This window comes from Pseudomonas guariconensis, from assembly GCF_040822035.1.
Classification (GTDB): domain Bacteria; phylum Pseudomonadota; class Gammaproteobacteria; order Pseudomonadales; family Pseudomonadaceae; genus Aquipseudomonas; species Aquipseudomonas guariconensis.
In genome coordinates, this window is sequence record NZ_CP162012.1 from 2,794,382 (window position 1) to 2,814,245 (window position 19,864).

Genomic DNA, 19,864 nt, shown 5'->3' on the forward strand with positions numbered 1-19,864 from the left:
CTGCCCGGCCCGAACCAGCCGGTCAGGAGCTCTCGCGCACCATCAGCTCGAATCCCAGATCCTGCTGTTCGGTGGCCACCTGCTTGCCATCGAGCAGCGCCAACAGCGCTTGGGCTGCGCCTCGGCCTACCGCGGCTCGGGGGGTACGGATCGAGGTCAACCGCGGCACCATGTGCGCCGATGCCGGCAGGTCGTTGAAACCAACCATCGCCACTTGGCGCGGCACCTCGACGCCCTGGCGCAAAGCCTGCAATACCGCACCCTGGGCCAAGTCATCGTTACAGAAGAACACGCCGTCGACATCCGGCGCCTGCGCAAGCAACTGGCTGAACAGCTCGCTGCCCAGACCGATGGATGACGGTTGTGGCGCCAGCAGTTCCAGCTCCGGCGCCTGCAAACCAGCCTCGGCGAGCGCTTGGCGGAAGCCATCGGCGCGCTGCATGACGCGAGGGTCGAGCTGCGCCGCGATGAATGCCAAGCGCCGACGACCCCGCTCGATCAAGTGCCGGGCAGCCGCGCGGCCGGCCTGTTGTTGGGAAAATCCGACCGACAGCTGCCCCGCCTCGCCTCCGAGCTCCATCATGTGCACGCACGGCACGCCGCTGGCGGTCAACATCTGCCGGGAGACTTCACTACGCTCGAACCCGGTGAGCAGGATCCCGCAGGGCTGGTAGGCCAGGTAGTTGCGGATGAGGTTTTCCTCTTCGGCCAGATCGTAGTGGTAGTTGCCGATCAGTACTTCCAACCCGCGCGGGCGCATCACTTCGTGGATGGCCTCCAGGGTGTCGATGAACAGCTGGTTGGACAACGAGGGGATCAACACCACCACCGACTCACTGCGTGCCGACGCCAATGCCCGAGCAGCCGGATTGGCGACATAGCCTAGGCTCGCCGCAGCGGCCACGACTTTTTCCACCAGTTGCGGGGCCACGGTGCTTACACCGCGCAAGGCGCGGGAAGCGGTGATGGGGGAAACCCCCGAAAGTCTGGCGACTTCTGCCAGGGTGGGGCGACCGGTCGTGCGCGAGCCTGTACGAGACATGGGTGTTGTAATTTTACTACTTGCCAGAAATGGGAACGGCCACTAAGGTAGCGCTGTCTCAGGATACAGGCAATGTATCTTTGGTAGCGGCTATGCGCCTAGCGTCCATACTGCGTAAAGACAAGACCAATAACACCCGGGAGGGTGGCGCTCGCATCCGTTTTCAGCGGCACCGAGACAGCGCTATCTCACCCCGCAGGAGGTACTGATGAACTCTCCCCTGACCGCAATCGTGGTGATGGGCGTGGCAGGCTGCGGCAAGAGCTGCGTGGGCGCTGCCATTGCCAGCACGAGCGGTGGTCGCCTGATCGAAGGCGATGCTTTCCACCCTGCCGAAAACATCCGCAAGATGAGCGCTGGCGTTCCGTTGAACGATGACGACCGCGCCGGTTGGCTGGTCCGTCTTGGCCAGGAACTGCAGGCCGTGCTCCAGGCCGGCGAACGCCCCATTCTCACCTGTTCCGCGCTTAAGCGCCGTTATCGCGAGACCCTGCGCGAGGCCGTGCCGGGCCTTGGCTTCGTGTTTCTCGAACTGAGCCCAGCCGAAGCGGAAAAACGCGTACTCGCCCGCCCCGGTCATTTCATGCCAGCCAGCCTCATCGACAGCCAGTTCGCCGCGCTGGAACCGCCCCACGGCGAGCCTCTGACCCTGGCGCTGGACGCCACGCAGCCTATCGAAGCGCTGGCCGTGGCGGTAGACACCTGGCTAAAGCCCCAAGGTGACCGCAGCCTGGCGCGTACCGCCTGAACCGTCAGCCTTCCCGGCTCACCAAAGACAGCGCTATCTCGGCATCCAAAGATGCCGATCGTTTCGCCAAAACAATGATAAGACAGAGGCACATGAACCATGTTCGGACTGGCTACTGATACCTACCTGCTGCTCGACGCTCTGGTCACCATCGTCGGACTTATCCTGCTGATCACTCATTTCAAGGTCCACCCCTTCGTCGCCCTGACCCTGGCAGCCGGCTTCCTTGGCCTGACCTCCGGCATGCCGGTCGCCAAGGTCATGAAGTCCTTCCAGGACGGCTTTGGCGGTGTGCTCGGCTTCGTCGGCATCGTCCTGGCCTTGGGGACCATGTTGGGCAAACTGATGGCCGACTCCGGCGGCGCCGACCAGATCGCGCAAACGCTGATTCGTGCCTTTGGCAAACAGAAGGTGCACTGGGCCATGATGTTCGCCGCCTTCTTGGTGGGCATCCCATTGTTCTTCGAAATCGGCTTCGTGCTGTTGATCCCCCTGGTGTTCATCGTCGCGCGTCGCTCAGGGGTTTCGCTGATCAAGATCGGCATTCCGCTGCTGGCCGGCCTTTCCGTAGTCCATGGACTTGTGCCGCCGCATCCAGGCCCGCTGCTGGCGATCGGCATCTTCCACGCGGATATCGGCAAGACCATCTTCTATGGCCTGCTGGTGGCCCTGCCCACCGCGGTCATCGCAGGTCCGCTGTTCGGTAATTTCATCGCCCGCTACATTCCGGGCAACCCGTCCCAGGAACTGATGGACCAGATCGCCCGGGAAACCAATCAGAACAACCTGCCAAGCTTTGGCGTCACCCTGCTCACCGTGCTGCTGCCGGTCGTGCTGATGCTGCTCAAGACCTTCGCCGATGTGGTGTTACCCGCCGAGCACATCGTGCGCCAGTGGATGGACCTGATCGGTCACCCCATCACCGCCCTGCTCGCGGCATTGCTGCTGGCGTTCTACACCTTCGGTTCGGCCCGGGGCTTCTCACGTCAGCAAATCATGAAGATGCTCGACCAGAGCCTGGCTCCGACCGCCGCCATCGTGCTGATCGTGGGTGCCGGCGGCGGCTTCAAGCAGATGCTGGTGGACACTGGTGTGGGTAACGTGATTGGCCAGATGGCGGTGCAAGCCGAGATTTCGCCGATTCTGCTGGCCTGGCTGGTCGCTGCTGTGATCCGCATCGCGACTGGTTCGGCGACCGTGGCGACCATCACCGGTGCCGGCATCGTCGCGCCGGTGATCGATCTGGTCCCAGGCGTGAACCGCGAACTGTTGGTGCTGGCCACCGGCGCAGGTTCGTTGATTCTGTCCCACGTCAACGACGCCGGTTTCTGGCTGGTCAAACAGTACTTCAACATGACCGTGGCAGAGACGTTCAAGACCTGGAGCATGATGGAGACCATCCTGTCGGTGGTGGGCATCATCTTCATCATGCTGTTGTCGCTGGTGGTCTGACCGTTCGTCGCCGTGGTGGCACCTTGCGTTGAGGGTTGCGGCCCAACCCAGGTACAGGCAACACGCCTTTGCCCGCAAGGAGCCACCCATGAAACGATCGCGAACTTGGCTGCTCGCCGCCCTGCTGACCTCTCCCCTGGCCCTGGCGGTGGGCACCGGTCCGACCCACCCGGACGATCCGCACAACACCGCGCCCAAGCCGGGCGCCGACAGCACCCTCAATCCAATCGAGAAGCCTGTGCCCCGCGATACCGACCCGCGTATCCAGGGCAACGATCCGGACAGCCCGCCCGCCGACCAGAACGATGATCGAAACCTCCCGGGAATGGACGGCGGAGGTTCTGAAGGGATGCGCGGGCATGGCGACGGAGGCACTCGCGGCCAGGGACAGCCCTGAAGAGCCTGGGACTGCCGTGCAGCCCCAGGCTCACCACTGTCGCTTGTCAGGCCGGGTCAGCCCCAGTTTCTCGATGCGGTAGCGCAACATATCCCGCGATAGCCCCAGCAGACGTGCCGACTTGGTGACGTTCCAATCCGTGCGGTCGAGGGTCCGGCACACCAGGTCGCGTTCCATGTCCGGCAGGCTGGTCCCAGGCTCCGGCTCATGCCGTGGGGGCTCGAAAGCCACCGACTTGGGTAAGCTCATGGGTTCGTCCACCAGGGTCATGCACAGGTTCAGCTGGTGCGCGGCCACGACATCATTGGGCGCCAGCAGGACCGTCTGCTCGAGCATGTTACGCAGTTCTCGTACATTGCCTGGCCAGCTGTAACCCAGCATCAGCGCCTCGGCTTCAGCAGAAAAGCGCAGATGGGGTTTGCCATATCGGCGCCCATGGTGAGCCAGGAAGTGCCTGGCCAGCAGCAGAATGTCCTGACCGCGTGCGTATAGCCGCGGCACCTTCAGCGCGATGATGCGCAGGCGGAAGAACAGGTCGCGTCGAAACTTGCCCTGCTGCACCATCTGTTCCAGGTTGCAGTTGGTGGCGCTGATGACCCGCAGGTCCACCTTGCGCTCCTTGACCGCCCCGATCCGGCGGATGCTGCGATCCTCCAGCAGCTTGAGCAGCTTGGCCTGCAGCACCAGGTCCATCTCGCCGATCTCATCGAGGAAGAGCGTCCCGCCATCGGCGGCCTCGACCAGGCCCACACGACGCTCCTTGGCATCGGTGAACGCGCCCTTCTCGTGACCGAACAGTTCGGCCTCCAGCAAATTGGCCGGGATCGAGGCGCAGTTGAATTCAATGAAAGGCCCCTTGCTGCGCGAGCCGTCAAAATGCAGGGCGCGCGCCACCAGCTCCTTGCCGGTGCCTGTTTCCCCTTCGATCAGCACCGGCGGCAGGTCGTCGCTGGCCATGCGCTGCTCTGCATCGAGCAACTGGCGCAGGGTGTGCTTGAGGTTCAGCATCGCCGAGGATTCGCCGATCAACGCCTGCAACCCAGACTTCTGCGCCTCACGCTCTTGGTAGAACGACAAGGTGCGTTCCATGCGCTCGGCCGCCAGGGCTTTATCGAGCATCAGCTTGAGTTCGGCCAGCACCACCGGCTTGGTCAGGTAATGGAACGCGCCTTCTTTCATGGCCAGCACGGCGTCTTCGACATTGCCGTATCCGGTCATCATGATCACCTTGAGCTCCGGCGCCTGGGTGATCAGTGCGCGCAACAGCTCGTGGCCGTTCATGCCCGGCAGGGAGTTGTCAGTCAGTACGGCATCGGGCAAGCCTTGCTTGACCTGCTCCAGAGCCAGCTCCGCGCTATGGCAGACCGTGACTTCGAACCCCTTCAAACCGAGGTAGGTACGTATGTTGTCCGCGAGGATCTCGTCATCCTCGACCACCAGAATGCTGGGCCCCATGGTCCCCTCCCGCTGCAATATTGAATACAAGACTCACGCGGGTTCCTTCCTCTTCGCGGCTGGTCAGGCTGACCGAGCCACCAAAGCGTTCCATGATGCGCTTGACCAGGGCCAGGCCCACGCCGAGGCCGCCCTGCTTGGTGGTGAAGAACGGCTTGAACACCATCCGTTCCTGTTGCTGACTCATGCCTTTGCCGGTATCGCTGAGCACCAGGCGCACCTGCTGCCCTTCCAGGCAACTGACTTCGGCGCACAACAGGCCGCCCTTGGGCATGGCTTCCAAAGCATTGGCGAACAGGCTGTTGAGGATTTGGGTCAGTTGCAGCGGTTGGCTGGCTACCCACTGTTGGGCCGGCCCCTCGAAGCTGAACTGCACGCCGTTGCGCTCGATCTGCTGCAAGAATGCCAGCCGGGTATCCTCGATAGCCGCCACCAGATCCACCGCTTCGGCCTCGTCACTGGTCGGTCGCAGCGACACCAGCAAATCACGCACCCAGCGTGACATCCGGTCAACCTGGCTGATGATGTCGGCAATGTTCTTGCGCGCCGGATCGCTTGCGATTTCCTGGGCTAACTCTGCGCTGGAACGAATGTTGGCCAATGGGTTGCGCAGGCTATGGGCCACGGCCGAAGACATCTCGCCCAAGGCCACGTAGGTCTCGCTGGCCACCAGGCGATCTTGCTGATGATGCAGCATCCCCGCAGCCCGGCGCACGATCCAGAACAAGCCGAAATAAATCAGCGCTCCGCCCACCAGAGTCGAGCACCAGATCAGCACATAGCCGCGCTGAATGCGTCGCACCAGATCTTGGGGCTCCTTGTAGATTTCGACCATCGACAGCACTTGCTCGCCTTGGCTGTCGAACAGCGGAATGTAGTTCTCGATGAACAAATAGCGTGGTTCGCGCTGGAATTTCTGCTCTTCCCGGTCATCTTCCGCCTTGTGATAGCTCGCTGAGACCGGCTTGCGCGAGTGGAAGGCCTCGTCCAAGTCGTCGTCTTCGGCAATGCGCTTGCCCAGCAATTGCGGGTTGGTCGACCAGACAATCGTGCGGTCATGGGCGTAAACATTGGCCAGCAAGATGTCCGGAAGGTGCGCCACGTGATCGAGGAATTCGCCGCGGGTCGATTGCACCAGAGCCGGGGGGATCTGCAAATGCTGATTGTCCAGGCGCGGGTCGAGCAACTCGCCCATGGTGGTGCCCGGGGGCAGTTGCGAATGGCGAACCTCGGCCTGAGCCATGGCCTGGATGAACTGGGCGGTGAGCATGGCATCGCGTTCGACGCTGTCGCGCACCACGAAGCGAGTCGAGAAGTAACCCAAGGCGCCGGCCACCGTTGCGATGATCAGCAAGCTGATGACCGAGAACCAGCGCAGCAGGTTGAACTCGCGCAAGGGCGCAGCGAGCCCAGTGGAGGGGCTGGCAGTCTTGTCCGGAAGATCGTGTTCCAGCATCTGCATCGCATCGTTCCCGTTCGAAGGCTTCGGGGGATGGAGTATCAGGACAGTGCTACTGCCTGTAGCAACGTGATAGCACTTTGCCTGAACTCTTGCCGCTGCCATTGGTCGCTATCATCTTGCTGCAAGTTCTCAGCCACCTACGCACCAATAGAAAATAACCATTATTATCAGGTAGTTACGACGCAAATTAGAGATCGATTCGAGATGAATCCCCCACTATTGGGTAACATCACCCAACTAAGTCAATTTTCTTATTAAATCAGGTAGATACGAGGCAATTGCAACGTAGAACATCATGATTTGACCAAGCGAAAATTCAGCGAAACGCTGGTACCTTGCCCTTCGCGGCTGCTCAACCGAACCGAGCCTGCGAAGCGTTCCATGATCCGCTTGACCAGCACCAGGCCAACCCCCAAACCGCCCTGTTTGGTGGTGAAGAACGGCCGAAAAGCCATGCGTTGCTGCTGGTCGCTCATACCCCGCCCGGTGTCCGACAGGCGCAAGGTCAGGCTGCGTCGATCCCGGCGCACCACTTCCACCCGCAACTGGCCACCCTTCTCCATGGATTCCAGCGCATTGGCGATCAAGCTGTTGAAGATCTGCCCCAGCAACACCGGATGGCCCACCACCTGCACTGAGGGCAGCGGCTTTACGTCCAGGTTCACGCCGCTGCGCGCCAGCGGCACGGCAAACGCCTGCAGGCTCTCTTGCAGCACTTGGGAGAGGTCAACCGGCACCGCGTCGTCATTGAGCGGGCGCAGCGACTGCAAGAGCTGGCGTACCCATTGAGACATGCGGTCCACCTGGCTGATGATGTCGCTGATGTTTTTCTGCGCCGGCCCTTCGTCGAATGCCTGAGCCAGCTCGGCACTGGAACGGATGCTAGCCAATGGGTTGCGCAAGCTGTGGGCGACCGCCGAAGACATCTCGCCCAGCGCCACGTAGGTCTCGTTGCTGATCAGCCGCTTCTGTTGCACTGCCATCACCCGTGCCGCGCGGCGCATGATGCCGTAAAGGCCGAAATACACCAGGCTCGCGCCGATCGCGATGGCCAGCCAGATCAACAACAGGCCATGCTCGATGCGTACGATCAGGTGATGGGGCTCCTTGTAGATCTCCACCATGGCGGTGACCCGTTCGCCATCGGCGTCGAACAGAGGAATGTAATTCTCGATGAACAATTGCTGGGGCGGGGTCACGAACTTCTGTTCGCTGCGCGCGTCCTCGAAGTCGTGATAACTGGCCGACACCTGCATCTTGTATTCGAAGGCCTGCTCCAGATCCTCGTCGGACTCGATCGACTTCCCGGTCAGTGCCGGGTTGCTTGACCAGATCACCGTCCGGTCCGGCGCATAGATATTGGCCAGCAGCATGTCGGGCAGGTGGGCGATATGGTCGAGGAACTCGCCCCGAGCCCGGCGCCGGGCGTCGGGGTCGACGTCGGGCATGGCCTGGTCGGTGCGCGGATCGAGCAACTCGCCCATGGTGCGCACATTGGGGATCGACACATGACGCACTTCGGCGTCGGCAATGGCCTGGATGAACTGCGCCGAGAGCAAGGCGTCTCGCTCGACACTCTCGTTGATGATGAAGCGGCTGGAGATCAGCCCCAGCCCGACGGCAATCGAGACGATGATCGCCAGGCTCACCCAGGCGTACCAACGCAGCAGGTCGAATGGCTTGCGGGCCACGTTGCTGTCGCCGCCAACGGGCACATCGAGTCTGGCGGAACGCGGGGCGAGGTCCATGGTCGACTCCAACGGCTGGGCACCTTCAAAAGGTTATAGCCCAGAGTTGGGGAAGTAGGCACACCCTGCGCGACATTGACCTGCGACACTTTGGCGGCGACTACAACGGCGCATCTTCGGCCAGCCCCTGCAACTTGCGGTAATCACGCAGCACATTGGGTACGTAGCGGCGCGTCTCGGCGAAGGGCGGGACCACACCTCCGCGACTGATCACCGCATCGGGCCCGGCGTTGTAGGCCGCCACCGCCAAGGTGATGTCGTTGTCGAACAGCGTCAGCATGCGCTTGAGATAGCGCGCCCCGCCTTGCAGGTTGGATGCAGGGTCCAGCACGTCCTTGACCCCCATCTCCTTCGCCGTGTCAGGCATCAGTTGCATCAGTCCGGCTGCCCCCCGGGGCGAGCGCGCCTTGGGGTTGTAACCGGACTCGGCCTTGATCAGCGCGTGCAGCAGCGCCTGGGGAACGCCGTGGGCTTGGGCGGCCTTGGCCACTAGCTCGGCGTAGGGCCGGCCGGTGATCAATTGAGCATCGGCCGGCCCGGCATGGGCCACCGGCTCACGGATGACCCGTTCGTAATGCCGGCCGGGCCGGTGCACGTTGGACAGCACATAGCCGCCCTTGGCATCGATGGAGATGTACATGTCGGCCTCTGCGGCGCCCGCCGCGAGCCAGATCAATCCCAGGATGATTCCACGCATGTCGGCTGCCTCCCCGTCGTGGCCCCCGATGTGGGGGAAATGCCCCGGAAAACCCGAGGTTTTCAGCTACGACGCAAGCACTGTGCCGCTTGCTGCGCCCCATGGCGCAAGGCCCCGAGCCAGACGTGCACGGCTGTTGCATGGCAAGGCAAACCTGCCCGAACGCACTGGAGGATTTCACCATGCAACGTAGATCCATCACCCAGCGTGGCTTCACCCTGCTCGAACTTTTGGTGGTCCTGGTGGTGCTTGGCCTGTTGGCCGGCATCGTCGCGCCCAAGTACTTCAGCCAGCTCGGCCGTTCGGAAGCAAAAGTGGCGCGAGCGCAGATAGAGGGCCTGGGCAAGGCCCTTGACCTGTATCGCCTGGAGGTCGGGCATTACCCCAGCAGCGAGCAGGGCCTTCAGGCGTTGGTGGCGGCCCCCAGCGGTGAGCAGCGATGGTCCGGCCCTTATTTGCAAAAGGCCGTTCCGCAGGACCCTTGGGGCCGCGCCTATATCTACCGCCAACCCGGTGAGAATGGTGGCGAGTACGACCTGCTCTCGATGGGCAAGGACGGCCAGCCCGGCGGAGACGGGGAAAATGCCGAAATCACCAGCTGGCAATGAGGAGAACGGCCATGCGTTACAGCCTCAAGGCCCTGGGTCGCCAAGGCATCGTCCAGTTGCAGGTCGAGGCCGAGGATACCGAGCACGCGCGACGACAGGCCGAGAACCAGGGGTTACGGGTCGTGAGCATTCGCAGCCAGGGCGTCGCCCTGCGCGTCCTGGCTTTGCGCCGCGCGCCAGTGTTCGACCTGGTGTTGTTCAGTCAGGAATTGGGCACGTTGCTCAGTGCGGGCCTACCCCTGATCGATGCTCTCGAGAGCCTGGCCGAAAAAGCGCCCAACGCCTCCTCACGCAAGGTGCTGGAGGCGCTAGTACGCCAACTCTACGAGGGCCGCTCGCTGTCCCAGGCCTTGGGCGAACAGCCACGGGTGTTCCCGGCGCTGTATGTGGCCTTGGTGCAATCGAGCGAACGCACCGGTGCCTTGGGAGATGCCTTGGGCCGCTATATCAGCTACCGACAACGCCTGGACGTGGTCCGGCAGAAACTGGTCGGTGCCTCGGTCTACCCTCTGCTGCTGTTGCTGGTGGGGGGTGGCGTGGTGCTGTTCTTGTTGGGCTACGTTGTGCCGCGCTTCAGCCTGGTGTTCGAAGGCATGGGCAACGAGCTGCCGTGGCTTTCGCAGGTTCTGATGAAGATTGGCCTGTTCCTCCACGCGCAGCAGCTACCCCTGGCATTGGCGGCACTGGGGGGCCTTTGCCTCTTGGCCTTGATGCGCCGCAACCCCGCCCTGCGCCGCTGGGCCAGTCGCCAGCTACGCCGTTGGCCCGCGCTGCATCAACGTCTGGTGATGTATGAGTTGGCGCGCTTTTACCGCTCGCTTGGCATCCTCTTGCAAGGCGGTATCCCCATCCTCACCGCGATGTGCATGGCCCGCGGCCTGCTGGGCAGCACCTCGGCGCAAGGGCTTGAACAGGCCAGCCGACGAGTGGGGGAAGGTTTGCCGCTGTCCGATGCGCTGGAGTTGGGCCAGCTGGTCACACCGGTGTCTCTGCGCTTGTTGCGGGCCGGTGAGCAGTCGGGAAACCTGGGGGAAATGCTCGAGCGCTGCGCTGACTTTCACGATCAGGAGATCGGCCGTTGGGTGGAATGGTTCGTACGCTTGTTCGAGCCGCTGCTGATGACCTTCATCGGCCTGCTGATTGGACTGATCGTGATCCTCATGTACATGCCGATCTTCGAGCTGGCCTCGAGTATTCACTAGCATTGGGATGGGTGCGCTGCACGCACCTGATCAGTAGTCGAACCGATCCACCGCCCGTCGCCGCTCGTTGTCGTCGCGCCGGTCGTAGTTGGCGGTGGTCTGGATGTTGGCATGGTGCGCGAGCTTCTGGGCGATGGACAGGTCATGCTCTTCGATCACCCGGGTGATGAATGCCCGGCGAAAATCATGGGGCATGATCTTGACCCCCACCTGAGCCCCACGCTGGCGGGCGATGTAGTAGATGGCGTGCTTGGTGATGCGCGCCCGTGTGATGTGGTTGCCACGGCGGATGCGGTTGAACAGGAATTCATCATCGGCCTCTCCTTCCGGCAAATGCTGGCGTCGAAGATCCAGCCAGGCCTGCAGTTTCTCGAACGCCCAGACGGGGGCGTACTTGATCAACTGGCGATTGCCCTTGCCCATGACCCGCAAGCTACGGGCCTCGAAGTCCACTTGGTCCAGATCGATGTCTACCGACTCGGATTTGCGCATGCCGGTGCCATACAGCAGCGCGATGATCGCCGCATCGCGTACGCCCTGAGGGCGCGGATCGGCGGCGCAGACGTCCATCAACTCGCGAATCAGACTGCGCCTTAAATTGCGCCCCGCCGGCAGCCTGCTGCCGCCTGCCGGCTTGACCTCGCGAATGTGCAACAGCTTTTCATGGTCGATCAGACCCTGGCGCCACGCTTCGTTCATCACCCCGCGTACCGCATTGACATACAGCGACGATGTGTTCGGGGCATAGCCGTCGGTACGCAGCGCTGCCACCAGGGCAACCACATGGCCTGGCTCGAGCTCGTGCCAGGGCACGTCGACGATATCGCAGTCGACAAACCCCAGGCGGTCGGCGGCGTCCTGGAGGATGTAACGCATGGTCAGCTGGCTGGAAGGCGCCAGACGAGCCAGGTACTGCAACAGTGGGTTATGCAAGAAATCGGACAAAACATGGATCCTGAAGCGGGTCTTTCAGATTGGGTGGCAAGCCATATCGACTACAAAACACGGCGGCCATTACGCCTCCGGGTAGTGCCATCATCCTGATATACAAGGCATTTGCCGCTGGCACGGCGGGTGATAGTACCCCATTACCCTCCCTGTTCGAACCCAGGGCGGCGCGCGGTGTCGGAGTCTGGGCTGGATGGCGGGCCAGGCTGAACTAGAGTGTTAGCCATGCTCCTGTCACTGACGAGACCGCATGGCTTTCCACCGCCTCACCCGCACCCACCCTCGCCTGAGCATCGCCATCCTGGCGGGCCTGGTCGGCGCCTGGCTGATTCCTACCGACGATACCGTGCAGCGCATCCTCGCCGGATGGAACCTGGGCGTCTGGCTGTATCTGGTGCTGGTGTTCTGGCTGACCTGGCGCGCCAATGCCGACACCGTGCGCAAGGTTGCCTGCGTGGAAGATGAGAACGCAGGCCTGGTGCTGTTCACCGTCTGCTTCGCGGCCATCGCCAGCCTCGCGGCAGTTACGTTGCAACTGGCCGCCAGCCGTGGCCTGCAGGGGAACGACCAGGCCCTTCATTATTTGTACACGGGTCTGACGGTGGCCGGCTCCTGGCTGCTGATCGGTTGCATCTTCAGCCTGCATTACGCCCGCCTGTTCTATACCAGTGATCCCCACGCGCTGCCGCTGCGCTTTCCCGACGGTGAACGAGCACCGGACTACTGGGACTTTCTCTATTTCTCTTTCACCCTGAGCGTGGCCGTGCAGACCTCCGACATCGGTGTGGCCGGACGCGGCATGCGTCGAGTGGTGCTGGCCCATTCGCTGGTGTGCTTCGTCTACAACACGGCAATCCTAGGCTTCACCATCAACATTGCCGCCGGCCTGTTGGGTTGATGCACCGCACCACTGGTCAGAAAAGCACCATGCTCCGACAGCCGCGCGGAACCATCCTGACCAGCCGCTTTTGTCCCGGAAAAACGTTTGCCCTGGCCTTTTGCCGTGATTTGCTGCCCGGACCGTGGCACTGATTCAAATCAAGCAACCGCATATTTGTCATGCTAGGCGCGAGACACTGTCGTCACAGGTGCTATGGTTAGGTTCCTACCGGCCGAATGAGCGGCCGATCACCGCGTCAAGGATCAGGACAAGGAGGCTGGCATGAACAAGATGACGTTCCCCAACGCCTGCCAGGTGATGCGCTGGCATTTCCATCCATTGGGCTTCGAAGCCAGCATGGATGCACCGCGCAGCATGGTCGCCCGGCTGTTCGACCGCGCCACCGGCGAAACATTGCTGGCTATTGCCGGCATCCCCTGCGCGGCCATCATGGCGGCCGCGGATGTAGAGCGGATCATCGAGGCGGTGGAGGCCGAGATGGACGCATTCGAACCCTCATGCGCTCTGCGCGACGCGGTGTAGTCAGAGCGTCTCGGTCTGCCTCACCGTTTTGAGAGCCTTCATGAACTGCTCGGCGGGCATGGGCTGGCCGAGCAGGTAGCCTTGCAGCGAATCACACCCCAGGCGGGTCAAAAACTCCTGCTGGCGGCTGGTCTCCACCCCTTCTGCCACGATGCGCAGCCCAAGGGCCTGGCCCAGGGCGACGATGGCCGAGACGATTGCCGCATCGTCGCTGTCCTGCTCCAGATCGCGAACAAAACCTCGGTCGATCTTCAGCTCATTGGCCGGCAGCCGCTTCAAGTACATCAGGCTTGAATAGCCGGTGCCGAAATCATCGATGGACAGGTCCACCCCCATATCGGAAAGCTTCTGCAGCACGGTCAAGCTCGCGTCGGCGTCGCGCATGGCCGTGGTCTCGGTGATCTCGAGCGTCAGGCGGTTGGCCGGCAGCCGGTTGCTCGCCAAGGCCCGGGCCACGCTATCCACCAGACCGGCATGACAGAACTGGATGGCCGACAGATTCACCGCGATACGCCAGTCGTCATGCCCCTGCTCGAGCCACTCGCGCATCTGCCGGCAGGCTTCGCCGAGCACCCATTCACCGATTGGAATGATCAGGCCGGTCTTCTCGGCAAGGCCGATGAACCGGTCCGGCAACAGCAGCCCGTGCTGCGGATGCTCCCAGCGCAGCAATGCCTCGGCACCGATCGGCTGACGGGCGAGCGCATCGAACTTTGGCTGGTAATGCAGGCGGAATTGGCCATGCTCAAGCGCCGCACGCAGGTCCTGGAGCAGTTGCAGTTGCTGGCGCGCGTTGCTGTTCATCGACACGTCGAAGAAGCTGTAGCCGTTTTTGCCGGCACTTTTCGCGTGATACATGGCTGCATCGGCGTTACGCAGCAGTTCGTGCTGATCCAGCCCATTGCCCGGATAAAGCACGATCCCCACGCTCGCCGAGAGCTGCAGGTCGTGATCGGCCACCCGGTAGGGCCGGGCCACCAGGTTGACCTGCTTCACAGCTACTTCCATGGCATCGGCTGGCTCCTGCAACTCCACCAGCAGCACGAACTCGTCACCACCGATGCGTGCCAGGGTGTCCTGGCTGTGCAGGTGCCCGCGCAAACGGGCCGCCACCGCTTTGAGCAGCAGGTCGCCCACATGATGACCGAAGGCATCGTTGACCGGCTTGAAACCATCCAGGTCAATGAACATCAGGGCAAAGCAGCCGCCCTGCTCTGCCACCTTGCTGATGGCCTGGTCGATGCGCTCGGCCAATAGGGTGCGATTGGGCAGGCCTGTAAGGGTGTCATGCAGGGCCAACTGGGTCAGTTCCTGGTTGGCCAGGGTCAGGGAGCGTGCGAGGTCCGAGGTGCGCGCCTCCAGGCGCGCATCGAGCACCGACGTGACCAACGCCACGGCGAGCACCGCCAAGGTGGTGATCAACACGACCGAATCCAGGCCGTCGCCACGCAGGCCGTTGGCCAGGGCACCGCAGAAGCTACCTTCTGGGAAATTGGCCGCCGCCATGCCGGTGTAGTGCATGCCGACGATGGCCATCCCCATCACCACCGCCGCCGCCCCGCGGATGTGCCGCACATAGGGGGTATGACGACGCAGACGGAACGCGATCCACAGGGCCGCCGCCGATGCCCCTACGGCGATGGCCAACGAGGCGCCGAAGAGGGTCGGGTCATAATCGATGCCCGGCACCATCTGCAGTGCAGCCATGCCGGTGTAATGCATACTGGCGATGCCACCGCCCATGATCAGTGCCCCCAGCCCCAACTGCAGCATCGGCAGGCTCGGCTGGCTGACCAGCCACAGGGCGAAGCCCGACGACAGGACCGCGATCAGCAGCGATAGCCCGGTGAGCGTCCAGTCATACCCCAGCTCGATCGGCAGGCTGAAGGCAAGCATGCCGATGAAATGCATCGACCAGATACCGATACCCAGGGCAAAGGCCCCGCCCCCCATCCACAGGTGAGCCGCACGTCCCTGCGCCGTGGCGATCCGGCCAGTGAGGTCCAGGGCGGTATAGGAGGCAAGGATGGCAACGCACAGCGAGATCAACACCAGCGCGGAGGAGTAGCTACCGATCAGCATTTAGATTCCAGCAAAGGGGCTGAGCAAGGGGCCCGAAAAGTTGATTATTGTACTCAAGCGTTAGGGAAACGCACGGGCTTTTTAGGGGTGACAACGGGCCTGCCAAGCCACCGCGCAGACCCCGCCCGGGGCCTGCGCGGCGGGTTCGGTCATGCCGTATCGTTTTCGTCCTCCGAGACCGTGAACCAGGGGTAGTACTGCGTGCGTCGCTCGTAGCCCGCGGCAGTGATCACGCGGCACACACGCCCAGTGGCATCGTACAGATGAGTATCGGCATAGAGTCCCTCGCCCGTGCGCTGATCGCTCACCGGGCGCCAATCGTTCAGGTAGAACGGCAGCCAGGTTCGCACCGGTTGTCCCTTGTTGTCGTACTCAGTCTTTCCGCTCACGGCCCAACGTATGGCGGCATGGGCCGTGACAGCCTTGCCATGCTCATCCATCTCCAGCTCGCCCTTGGAGGTGCGGACCAGTGCCTCTCCCGGCTCATGCAAGACCGAGGTCTGCAATGCACGCCCGCCCCCGTCGCTGTAGGTCACGTTCAAGCGCACCTGCTGCTGCGGGTCACCGTCGTAGCGATCGGTCAACAGGCTGATGATGTGCGGCGGCTCGCGCCCTTGGTCCAGGTCAATCTCGAGCCCATGCGTCTGGGCAAAACGCCTGAGCGCAAGTTCGCCGACGCGCCCAGGTTGAAACCTGCCTTGCTCGTCACGGGCCGGGAGCATCCAGCTGTCGGTCACCAGCAGGTGCGCCGTGTGGACCGGCACGTCGCCGCCTTCGAGCGACAGCATGGCCTCCATCGATGTCGGCACTTCGAATGCCCGCGTGGGGTGGTAACCCGCCTTTTCGCCATTTTCCGTGCCGTGGAATCGGCTCTGGACCACCCGTCCCAGTGCATCGAACATCACCGACCGCACATTGTCGTTCGGATCGATGAACGACATTACCGTCATGAAACGCCAGTCATGGCTAAAGCGCGTGCACAAACCTGCTGCGTCGGTCACCTGCTGCACGGCCAGTCCATGAGCCGTCCATTGCACAACCACCTCTCCCGTCAGTTCGCTGTCCCGCGCACCGACCAGCCGGTAGAAACCTTCGGCGCCGCAGTAGCGCGCCAGGCCATGGCGTCCCAGATAGACGCACTTGCCGTCCTCCGGTAGCTCACCGATACGGTAGCCGCCCTGATTCAACAGACGCTCCAGCTCCGCTTGGGGGATGTGGTCTTCGAAAGCGACCAGTGACGCCTGCTCCAGCATGGCCGTCTCGGTGTGAGCCACCAGCGCCTGACGCACCGGCACTTCAGTCAGTTCGCCCGAGGTGTCGCACCACTGCACACGCCTGTATTGACTCAACGCGGCATCGTCCAGTCGCGCAAGAGGCCCCTGCTCTGCCTGCAGGCTTTCCACGGTGAAGCCCCCCTCGGGTACCTGTGCCGACTCCAGTTGCAGCACGTCAGTACGCTCCCCTTCGCTCAGACCGGTCAGATGAACATGCCCGTCATGCAGGTTGCGCACTCGCTGACGCGATAACGTCAGCCACACCACGTTCTGTTGCGCGTCGCGAGAAGCGGCCTCAAGCCCTTCAGGCAACGTGTCCGGGTAAGGCGATGGCGTGACGGCATCCCTGCGCGGATAGCGGATGTCCACGCTTTGCAGGACGCTGCCATAAAGGTCTTGCTCCAGGATGACCACCTGCGAAACCACCGGGTCCTCAGCGATACGCTCCGTAGCCAACGTCAAATGCTCCACCGCGGTTACCAGCGCCGCAGGCTTCGTCGGAATGCCGGTCTCATAGGCCCGTATCTGAAAACGCTGGCGGGTGATGCTGTAGGGCACGCCCGCCCGATCGCTGCCGTCCAGACCGTAGGTTTCCGTACGCACCGGCATTCCCTTCAGCGCGCGCAACAGCCAACGCCGTGTCTCGCCCTCCGGCGCGTAGGGCACCTCCTGCTGGTCGGTTTCCAGCCGGGTGATGCGCAGCGGGCTGACGGCAAAGTCAGACTCCGCCGAGCCCGGCGCCGCAAATATGCCCTCCAAGGTCGTGTCATAAGCTTCGATTCCACTGAGGAACCAGGTGCGGATCTGTGCAGGTGGCGAACGCTCTGGCGCAGTGCCCTGGGCCTCGACCAGCGTGTCGGTCTGGATCAGGCGGGTAAACCCGCGAAACTCTCGTTCGATACCGTCCCAGATGCCGCGCAGGTATGTCATGCCGCTGACGGTACGCAGCCCGCTGATGTCATCGACCGTGGTCACTCGGCTGAGCATGTGTACCGGAAACGGCAGCAGGCTCACCGCCGCCTTGCCTTGTGCGGTCAAGGCGGCTTTTTCATCCAGCCAGCCCTGGGCTGAGCTGCGGTAGTCGAACTGGGTACGGCTTCCGGTGTTGGTGCAGACCTGGGCCAGCAACCACGGCCGCCGGTCGTTGAAACGGTATGCCCAGGTCCGTGGCGCCATGTGCGGCACGGTCAGCACCAGCTCTGCCGTGCCCTGTCCGCGCAGGTCCGTCACCTGCAGCAGGCAGGTGTCATCCAGCACCACTCCCTTCGGCGCCGGCACTGGCGCAGCCTCCACGAAGCAGTTGCCGGCCTGGCTGATGAACACCCTTACACGGTCGGCCTCGCGGTACAGGATGTCGGTGGTGCCGCTGCCATCCGTATCCCCGAGAAACACCCGCGAGGCGCTGAAGTTCTCCACGGCGAAGCCGCCGATGTCGATTGGCTCACCGAAGCGGCCATGGCCGAGCGACGGCCAATAGGTGACGCCCTGCCCAGTAATTTCCATCAGATGCTGCTGGCCGCTGCCGGCCGGATCAGCGAATGCCACCAGCCGATGCTCACCGCCCTCCAAGGGTAATGGCGTCGTCCCCAGGTATGGCGTATCACTCGCCCGCTGCCAGCCTTCGCCGGCAGCACTGGCCCACAACCGGACACTGCGCGGGCCGATCATGGCGACATCCAGCAGTCCTGCGCCCGTCAGGTCGACCCGCTGGGCGCTGGGGTTCAACCATTCCGAGGGCAGGGCCTGGAGGGGAATGAACCGGCTCCACTGGCCGTCCGGGCCAAGGGTGAAGCTGCCATGCATGCCCGGCTGGGCGATCAGCCACTCGGGCCGGCCATCACCGTTCAGGTCGGTCAAGACGCCTGCCGCCATGGCTGGAACCTGGGGTAGTACCTGTGGCCCGCCCCACGTCACGGCATCCGCTCCTTGCGTGGCATCGCGCTGCGGTGCGCGGTAGTGCCAGGCACCTTCGTGCTGGTAAAGCAGCCCTGGCACGCCTTCGCCATGCAGATCGGCCATCTGCCAGCGAGGCGGGCTGAAGCCGTCCAGTTCAGGCAGCGCGTCCCAGGCCGGTGCCTTGCGCCCCGGCCGGCTCAGCTCGAACTCCGTCGGTGGCAGGGTCACCGGCGTACCGTCTGGTTCATAGGCCACCAGCTGGGCCGACATCAGCAGTGTCGCCACGGCTGAATGTTCGTGGACAAGGTGCAGGCGCGAGACCAGCACCGGGGTCGTATCGGCCTTTGCGGCCATCATCTGGGTACGGTGCCAGAGCATGACGTCCCGGCACAGACGCCGTACGCGCGTGTTGAAGCCCCAGCGCCAGAAACTGTAGCGGTCCTGGCGAACCGGCCAAGGCGCGTCCGTCTCGAACGGCGGGGAAACATCCAGGGGCGTATTGCGCTCGCCATAATCGAACAGCATTACGCTCATGAAGTCCTCGGCGTCGAAAGCGCCTTCAGGCACCAGCAAAGCGTCCGACGGGGTCGCGTTCAGCGCATGCACGCCGACCAAATACAGATTCGTCACCTGCCGGTGGGCAGCCAGTTCCTGGACGTCGCAGCCAGCGTCATCCTCACGGCGATAGGTGTAGACCAAGTGCTCGCCCTTGGCGCTGACCGTCTCTTCGGCGTACCAGCCAGCCACCCGCGAAGGGTCCTGCGGATCGCTCAATCGGGCGCTGGCCGACCAGCCGAACAAGGTGATGCTGCCGTCGGCATGGTAGTTGAGCCAGAAGCCTGGTGAATCGGGGCTTGCGTTGGGCCGCCAGTGTTCGAGACGCTCCCCGCGGCCGCCGCTGCGCGACACCCAGGGCGTGACCGTGTACTCAGCGATGACTGTGGAGAACGGCAAGCTGCGCTCGATACGCACACCTGCTTTGTCGCGCAGGATTTCCTCGCCGTCTGGGCCGGCCAAACGATCGTCGTCGTTATACCGTGGGATGCCGAAACGGCTCATGCGCGATACCGCAGGCAGCGGGCAATGCCAGCCGGCGCCGAACGCATCGTTACCGCCACCTGAGCTGTAGCTCAGCGTCAACGACGGCGACAGCTCGCGCCCGGTGGGCAGGGGCAACGGCAACGACCAGCCGGCCGCACCATCGGCGCTGCCGACGGACAGCATGCCGCCACCGATGGAGACGGTACCGCCGCCTTTGGGTAGCGACGGCGGGGTAAACAAGGGGTCGCGGCGAGAGTCCACGGACGTAGAGGATGAATCAGGCATGTTGGGCTCCTGCGCGCCCTCCCGCATGTCGCGGGAACGGCGCAGACTACTGGATGGCATGGAAGGAGCGTGCCTGCATGCCCGCCCGCTGTTGGCGGGCGCTC

Annotated in this window: 15 protein-coding genes; 7 read left to right on the forward strand and 8 right to left on the reverse strand. The window is 63.1% G+C overall.

Annotated features, from left to right (window positions below; all coding sequences use genetic code 11):
- Positions 1–22 precede the first annotated feature (22 nt).
- Complete coding sequence (locus AB1N67_RS12815) at positions 23–1,042, reverse strand: LacI family DNA-binding transcriptional regulator (RefSeq protein ID WP_043212378.1); 1,020 nt, start codon at positions 1,040–1,042, stop codon at positions 23–25.
- A 208-nt stretch (positions 1,043–1,250) separates the two neighbouring features.
- On the opposite strand from AB1N67_RS12815, the gene AB1N67_RS12820 reads away from it, so the two are divergent.
- The 3 genes from AB1N67_RS12820 (at position 1,251) to AB1N67_RS12830 (ending at position 3,639) form a co-directional block, all read left to right on the forward strand.
- Positions 1,251–1,790 carry a gluconokinase gene (locus AB1N67_RS12820; protein WP_043212376.1) on the forward strand — a complete coding sequence of 180 codons (540 nt, stop codon included), beginning with the start codon at positions 1,251–1,253 and terminating at the stop codon, positions 1,788–1,790.
- Positions 1,791–1,889: 99 nt separating this feature from the next.
- Positions 1,890–3,242 (forward strand): GntP family permease, encoded by a 1,353-nt coding sequence (locus AB1N67_RS12825; RefSeq protein ID WP_043212374.1) that lies wholly within the window; start codon positions 1,890–1,892, stop codon positions 3,240–3,242.
- An 88-nt stretch (positions 3,243–3,330) separates the two neighbouring features.
- Positions 3,331–3,639, forward strand: a complete 309-nt coding sequence (locus AB1N67_RS12830; protein ID WP_317847334.1) for a hypothetical protein — start codon at positions 3,331–3,333, stop codon at positions 3,637–3,639.
- A gap of 30 nt (positions 3,640–3,669) precedes the next feature.
- Here AB1N67_RS12830 and AB1N67_RS12835 read toward each other — a convergent pair whose 3' ends face one another.
- The 4 genes from AB1N67_RS12835 to AB1N67_RS12850 all read right to left on the reverse strand — a co-directional run bounded on the left by AB1N67_RS12835 (position 3,670) and on the right by AB1N67_RS12850 (position 9,001).
- Entirely contained in the window at positions 3,670–5,094 is a 1,425-nt protein-coding gene (locus AB1N67_RS12835; RefSeq protein ID WP_367863025.1) for a sigma-54-dependent transcriptional regulator, read from the reverse strand.
- Entirely contained in the window at positions 5,063–6,556 is a 1,494-nt protein-coding gene (locus tag AB1N67_RS12840; protein ID WP_090346548.1) for a sensor histidine kinase, read from the reverse strand. Before AB1N67_RS12840 ends, AB1N67_RS12835 begins: the two co-directional genes overlap by 32 nt.
- A gap of 293 nt (positions 6,557–6,849) precedes the next feature.
- Positions 6,850–8,304 (reverse strand): ATP-binding protein, encoded by a 1,455-nt coding sequence (locus AB1N67_RS12845; protein WP_367863026.1) that lies wholly within the window; start codon positions 8,302–8,304, stop codon positions 6,850–6,852.
- A 100-nt stretch (positions 8,305–8,404) separates the two neighbouring features.
- The gene (locus AB1N67_RS12850; RefSeq protein ID WP_182943123.1) at positions 8,405–9,001 is read right to left on the reverse strand and encodes a lytic transglycosylase domain-containing protein; all 597 of its coding nucleotides are present in this window, start codon (positions 8,999–9,001) and stop codon (positions 8,405–8,407) included.
- A 182-nt stretch (positions 9,002–9,183) separates the two neighbouring features.
- On the opposite strand from AB1N67_RS12850, the gene gspG reads away from it, so the two are divergent.
- Entirely contained in the window at positions 9,184–9,609 is a 426-nt protein-coding gene (gene gspG / locus AB1N67_RS12855) for a type II secretion system major pseudopilin GspG (protein WP_043212360.1), read from the forward strand.
- A gap of 11 nt (positions 9,610–9,620) precedes the next feature.
- Positions 9,621–10,811 carry a type II secretion system F family protein gene (locus AB1N67_RS12860; protein WP_289717369.1) on the forward strand — a complete coding sequence of 397 codons (1,191 nt, stop codon included), beginning with the start codon at positions 9,621–9,623 and terminating at the stop codon, positions 10,809–10,811.
- 30 nt (positions 10,812–10,841) lie between these two features.
- On the opposite strand, the gene AB1N67_RS12865 is transcribed toward AB1N67_RS12860, so the two are convergent.
- Positions 10,842–11,756, reverse strand: a complete 915-nt coding sequence (locus AB1N67_RS12865) for a tyrosine recombinase XerC (RefSeq protein WP_043212356.1) — start codon at positions 11,754–11,756, stop codon at positions 10,842–10,844.
- 253 nt (positions 11,757–12,009) lie between these two features.
- Here AB1N67_RS12865 and AB1N67_RS12870 point away from each other — a divergent pair, with 253 nt between their 5' ends.
- Complete coding sequence (locus AB1N67_RS12870) at positions 12,010–12,657, forward strand: DUF1345 domain-containing protein (RefSeq protein ID WP_090346535.1); 648 nt, start codon at positions 12,010–12,012, stop codon at positions 12,655–12,657.
- A gap of 264 nt (positions 12,658–12,921) precedes the next feature.
- A complete protein-coding gene (locus AB1N67_RS12875; RefSeq protein WP_043212353.1) occupies positions 12,922–13,182 on the forward strand; it encodes a DUF1652 domain-containing protein in 261 nt (86 codons plus the stop codon).
- Here AB1N67_RS12875 and AB1N67_RS12880 read toward each other — a convergent pair whose 3' ends face one another.
- Positions 13,183–15,264, reverse strand: a complete 2,082-nt coding sequence (locus AB1N67_RS12880; protein ID WP_043212351.1) for a bifunctional diguanylate cyclase/phosphodiesterase — start codon at positions 15,262–15,264, stop codon at positions 13,183–13,185.
- A gap of 149 nt (positions 15,265–15,413) precedes the next feature.
- Positions 15,414–19,760, reverse strand: a complete 4,347-nt coding sequence (locus tag AB1N67_RS12885) for a SpvB/TcaC N-terminal domain-containing protein (protein ID WP_367863027.1) — start codon at positions 19,758–19,760, stop codon at positions 15,414–15,416.
- Between the last annotated feature and the right edge of the window lie 104 nt (positions 19,761–19,864).

Bases quoted from the DNA above. Each gene is read 5' to 3' on its own strand.
- AB1N67_RS12815 (WP_043212378.1), bottom strand. From the start codon at position 1,042: ATGTCTCGTACAGGCTCGCGCACGACCGGTCGCCCCACCCTGGCAGAA.
- AB1N67_RS12820 (WP_043212376.1), top strand. From the start codon at position 1,251: ATGAACTCTCCCCTGACCGCAATCGTGGTGATGGGCGTGGCAGGCTGC.
- AB1N67_RS12825 (WP_043212374.1), top strand. From the start codon at position 1,890: ATGTTCGGACTGGCTACTGATACCTACCTGCTGCTCGACGCTCTGGTC.
- AB1N67_RS12830 (WP_317847334.1), top strand. From the start codon at position 3,331: ATGAAACGATCGCGAACTTGGCTGCTCGCCGCCCTGCTGACCTCTCCC.
- AB1N67_RS12835 (WP_367863025.1), bottom strand. From the start codon at position 5,094: ATGGGGCCCAGCATTCTGGTGGTCGAGGATGACGAGATCCTCGCGGAC.
- AB1N67_RS12840 (WP_090346548.1), bottom strand. From the start codon at position 6,556: ATGCAGATGCTGGAACACGATCTTCCGGACAAGACTGCCAGCCCCTCC.
- AB1N67_RS12845 (WP_367863026.1), bottom strand. From the start codon at position 8,304: ATGGACCTCGCCCCGCGTTCCGCCAGACTCGATGTGCCCGTTGGCGGC.
- AB1N67_RS12850 (WP_182943123.1), bottom strand. From the start codon at position 9,001: ATGCGTGGAATCATCCTGGGATTGATCTGGCTCGCGGCGGGCGCCGCA.
- gspG (WP_043212360.1), top strand. From the start codon at position 9,184: ATGCAACGTAGATCCATCACCCAGCGTGGCTTCACCCTGCTCGAACTT.
- AB1N67_RS12860 (WP_289717369.1), top strand. From the start codon at position 9,621: ATGCGTTACAGCCTCAAGGCCCTGGGTCGCCAAGGCATCGTCCAGTTG.
- AB1N67_RS12870 (WP_090346535.1), top strand. From the start codon at position 12,010: ATGGCTTTCCACCGCCTCACCCGCACCCACCCTCGCCTGAGCATCGCC.
- AB1N67_RS12875 (WP_043212353.1), top strand. From the start codon at position 12,922: ATGAACAAGATGACGTTCCCCAACGCCTGCCAGGTGATGCGCTGGCAT.
- AB1N67_RS12880 (WP_043212351.1), bottom strand. From the start codon at position 15,264: ATGCTGATCGGTAGCTACTCCTCCGCGCTGGTGTTGATCTCGCTGTGC.
- AB1N67_RS12885 (WP_367863027.1), bottom strand. From the start codon at position 19,760: ATGCCTGATTCATCCTCTACGTCCGTGGACTCTCGCCGCGACCCCTTG.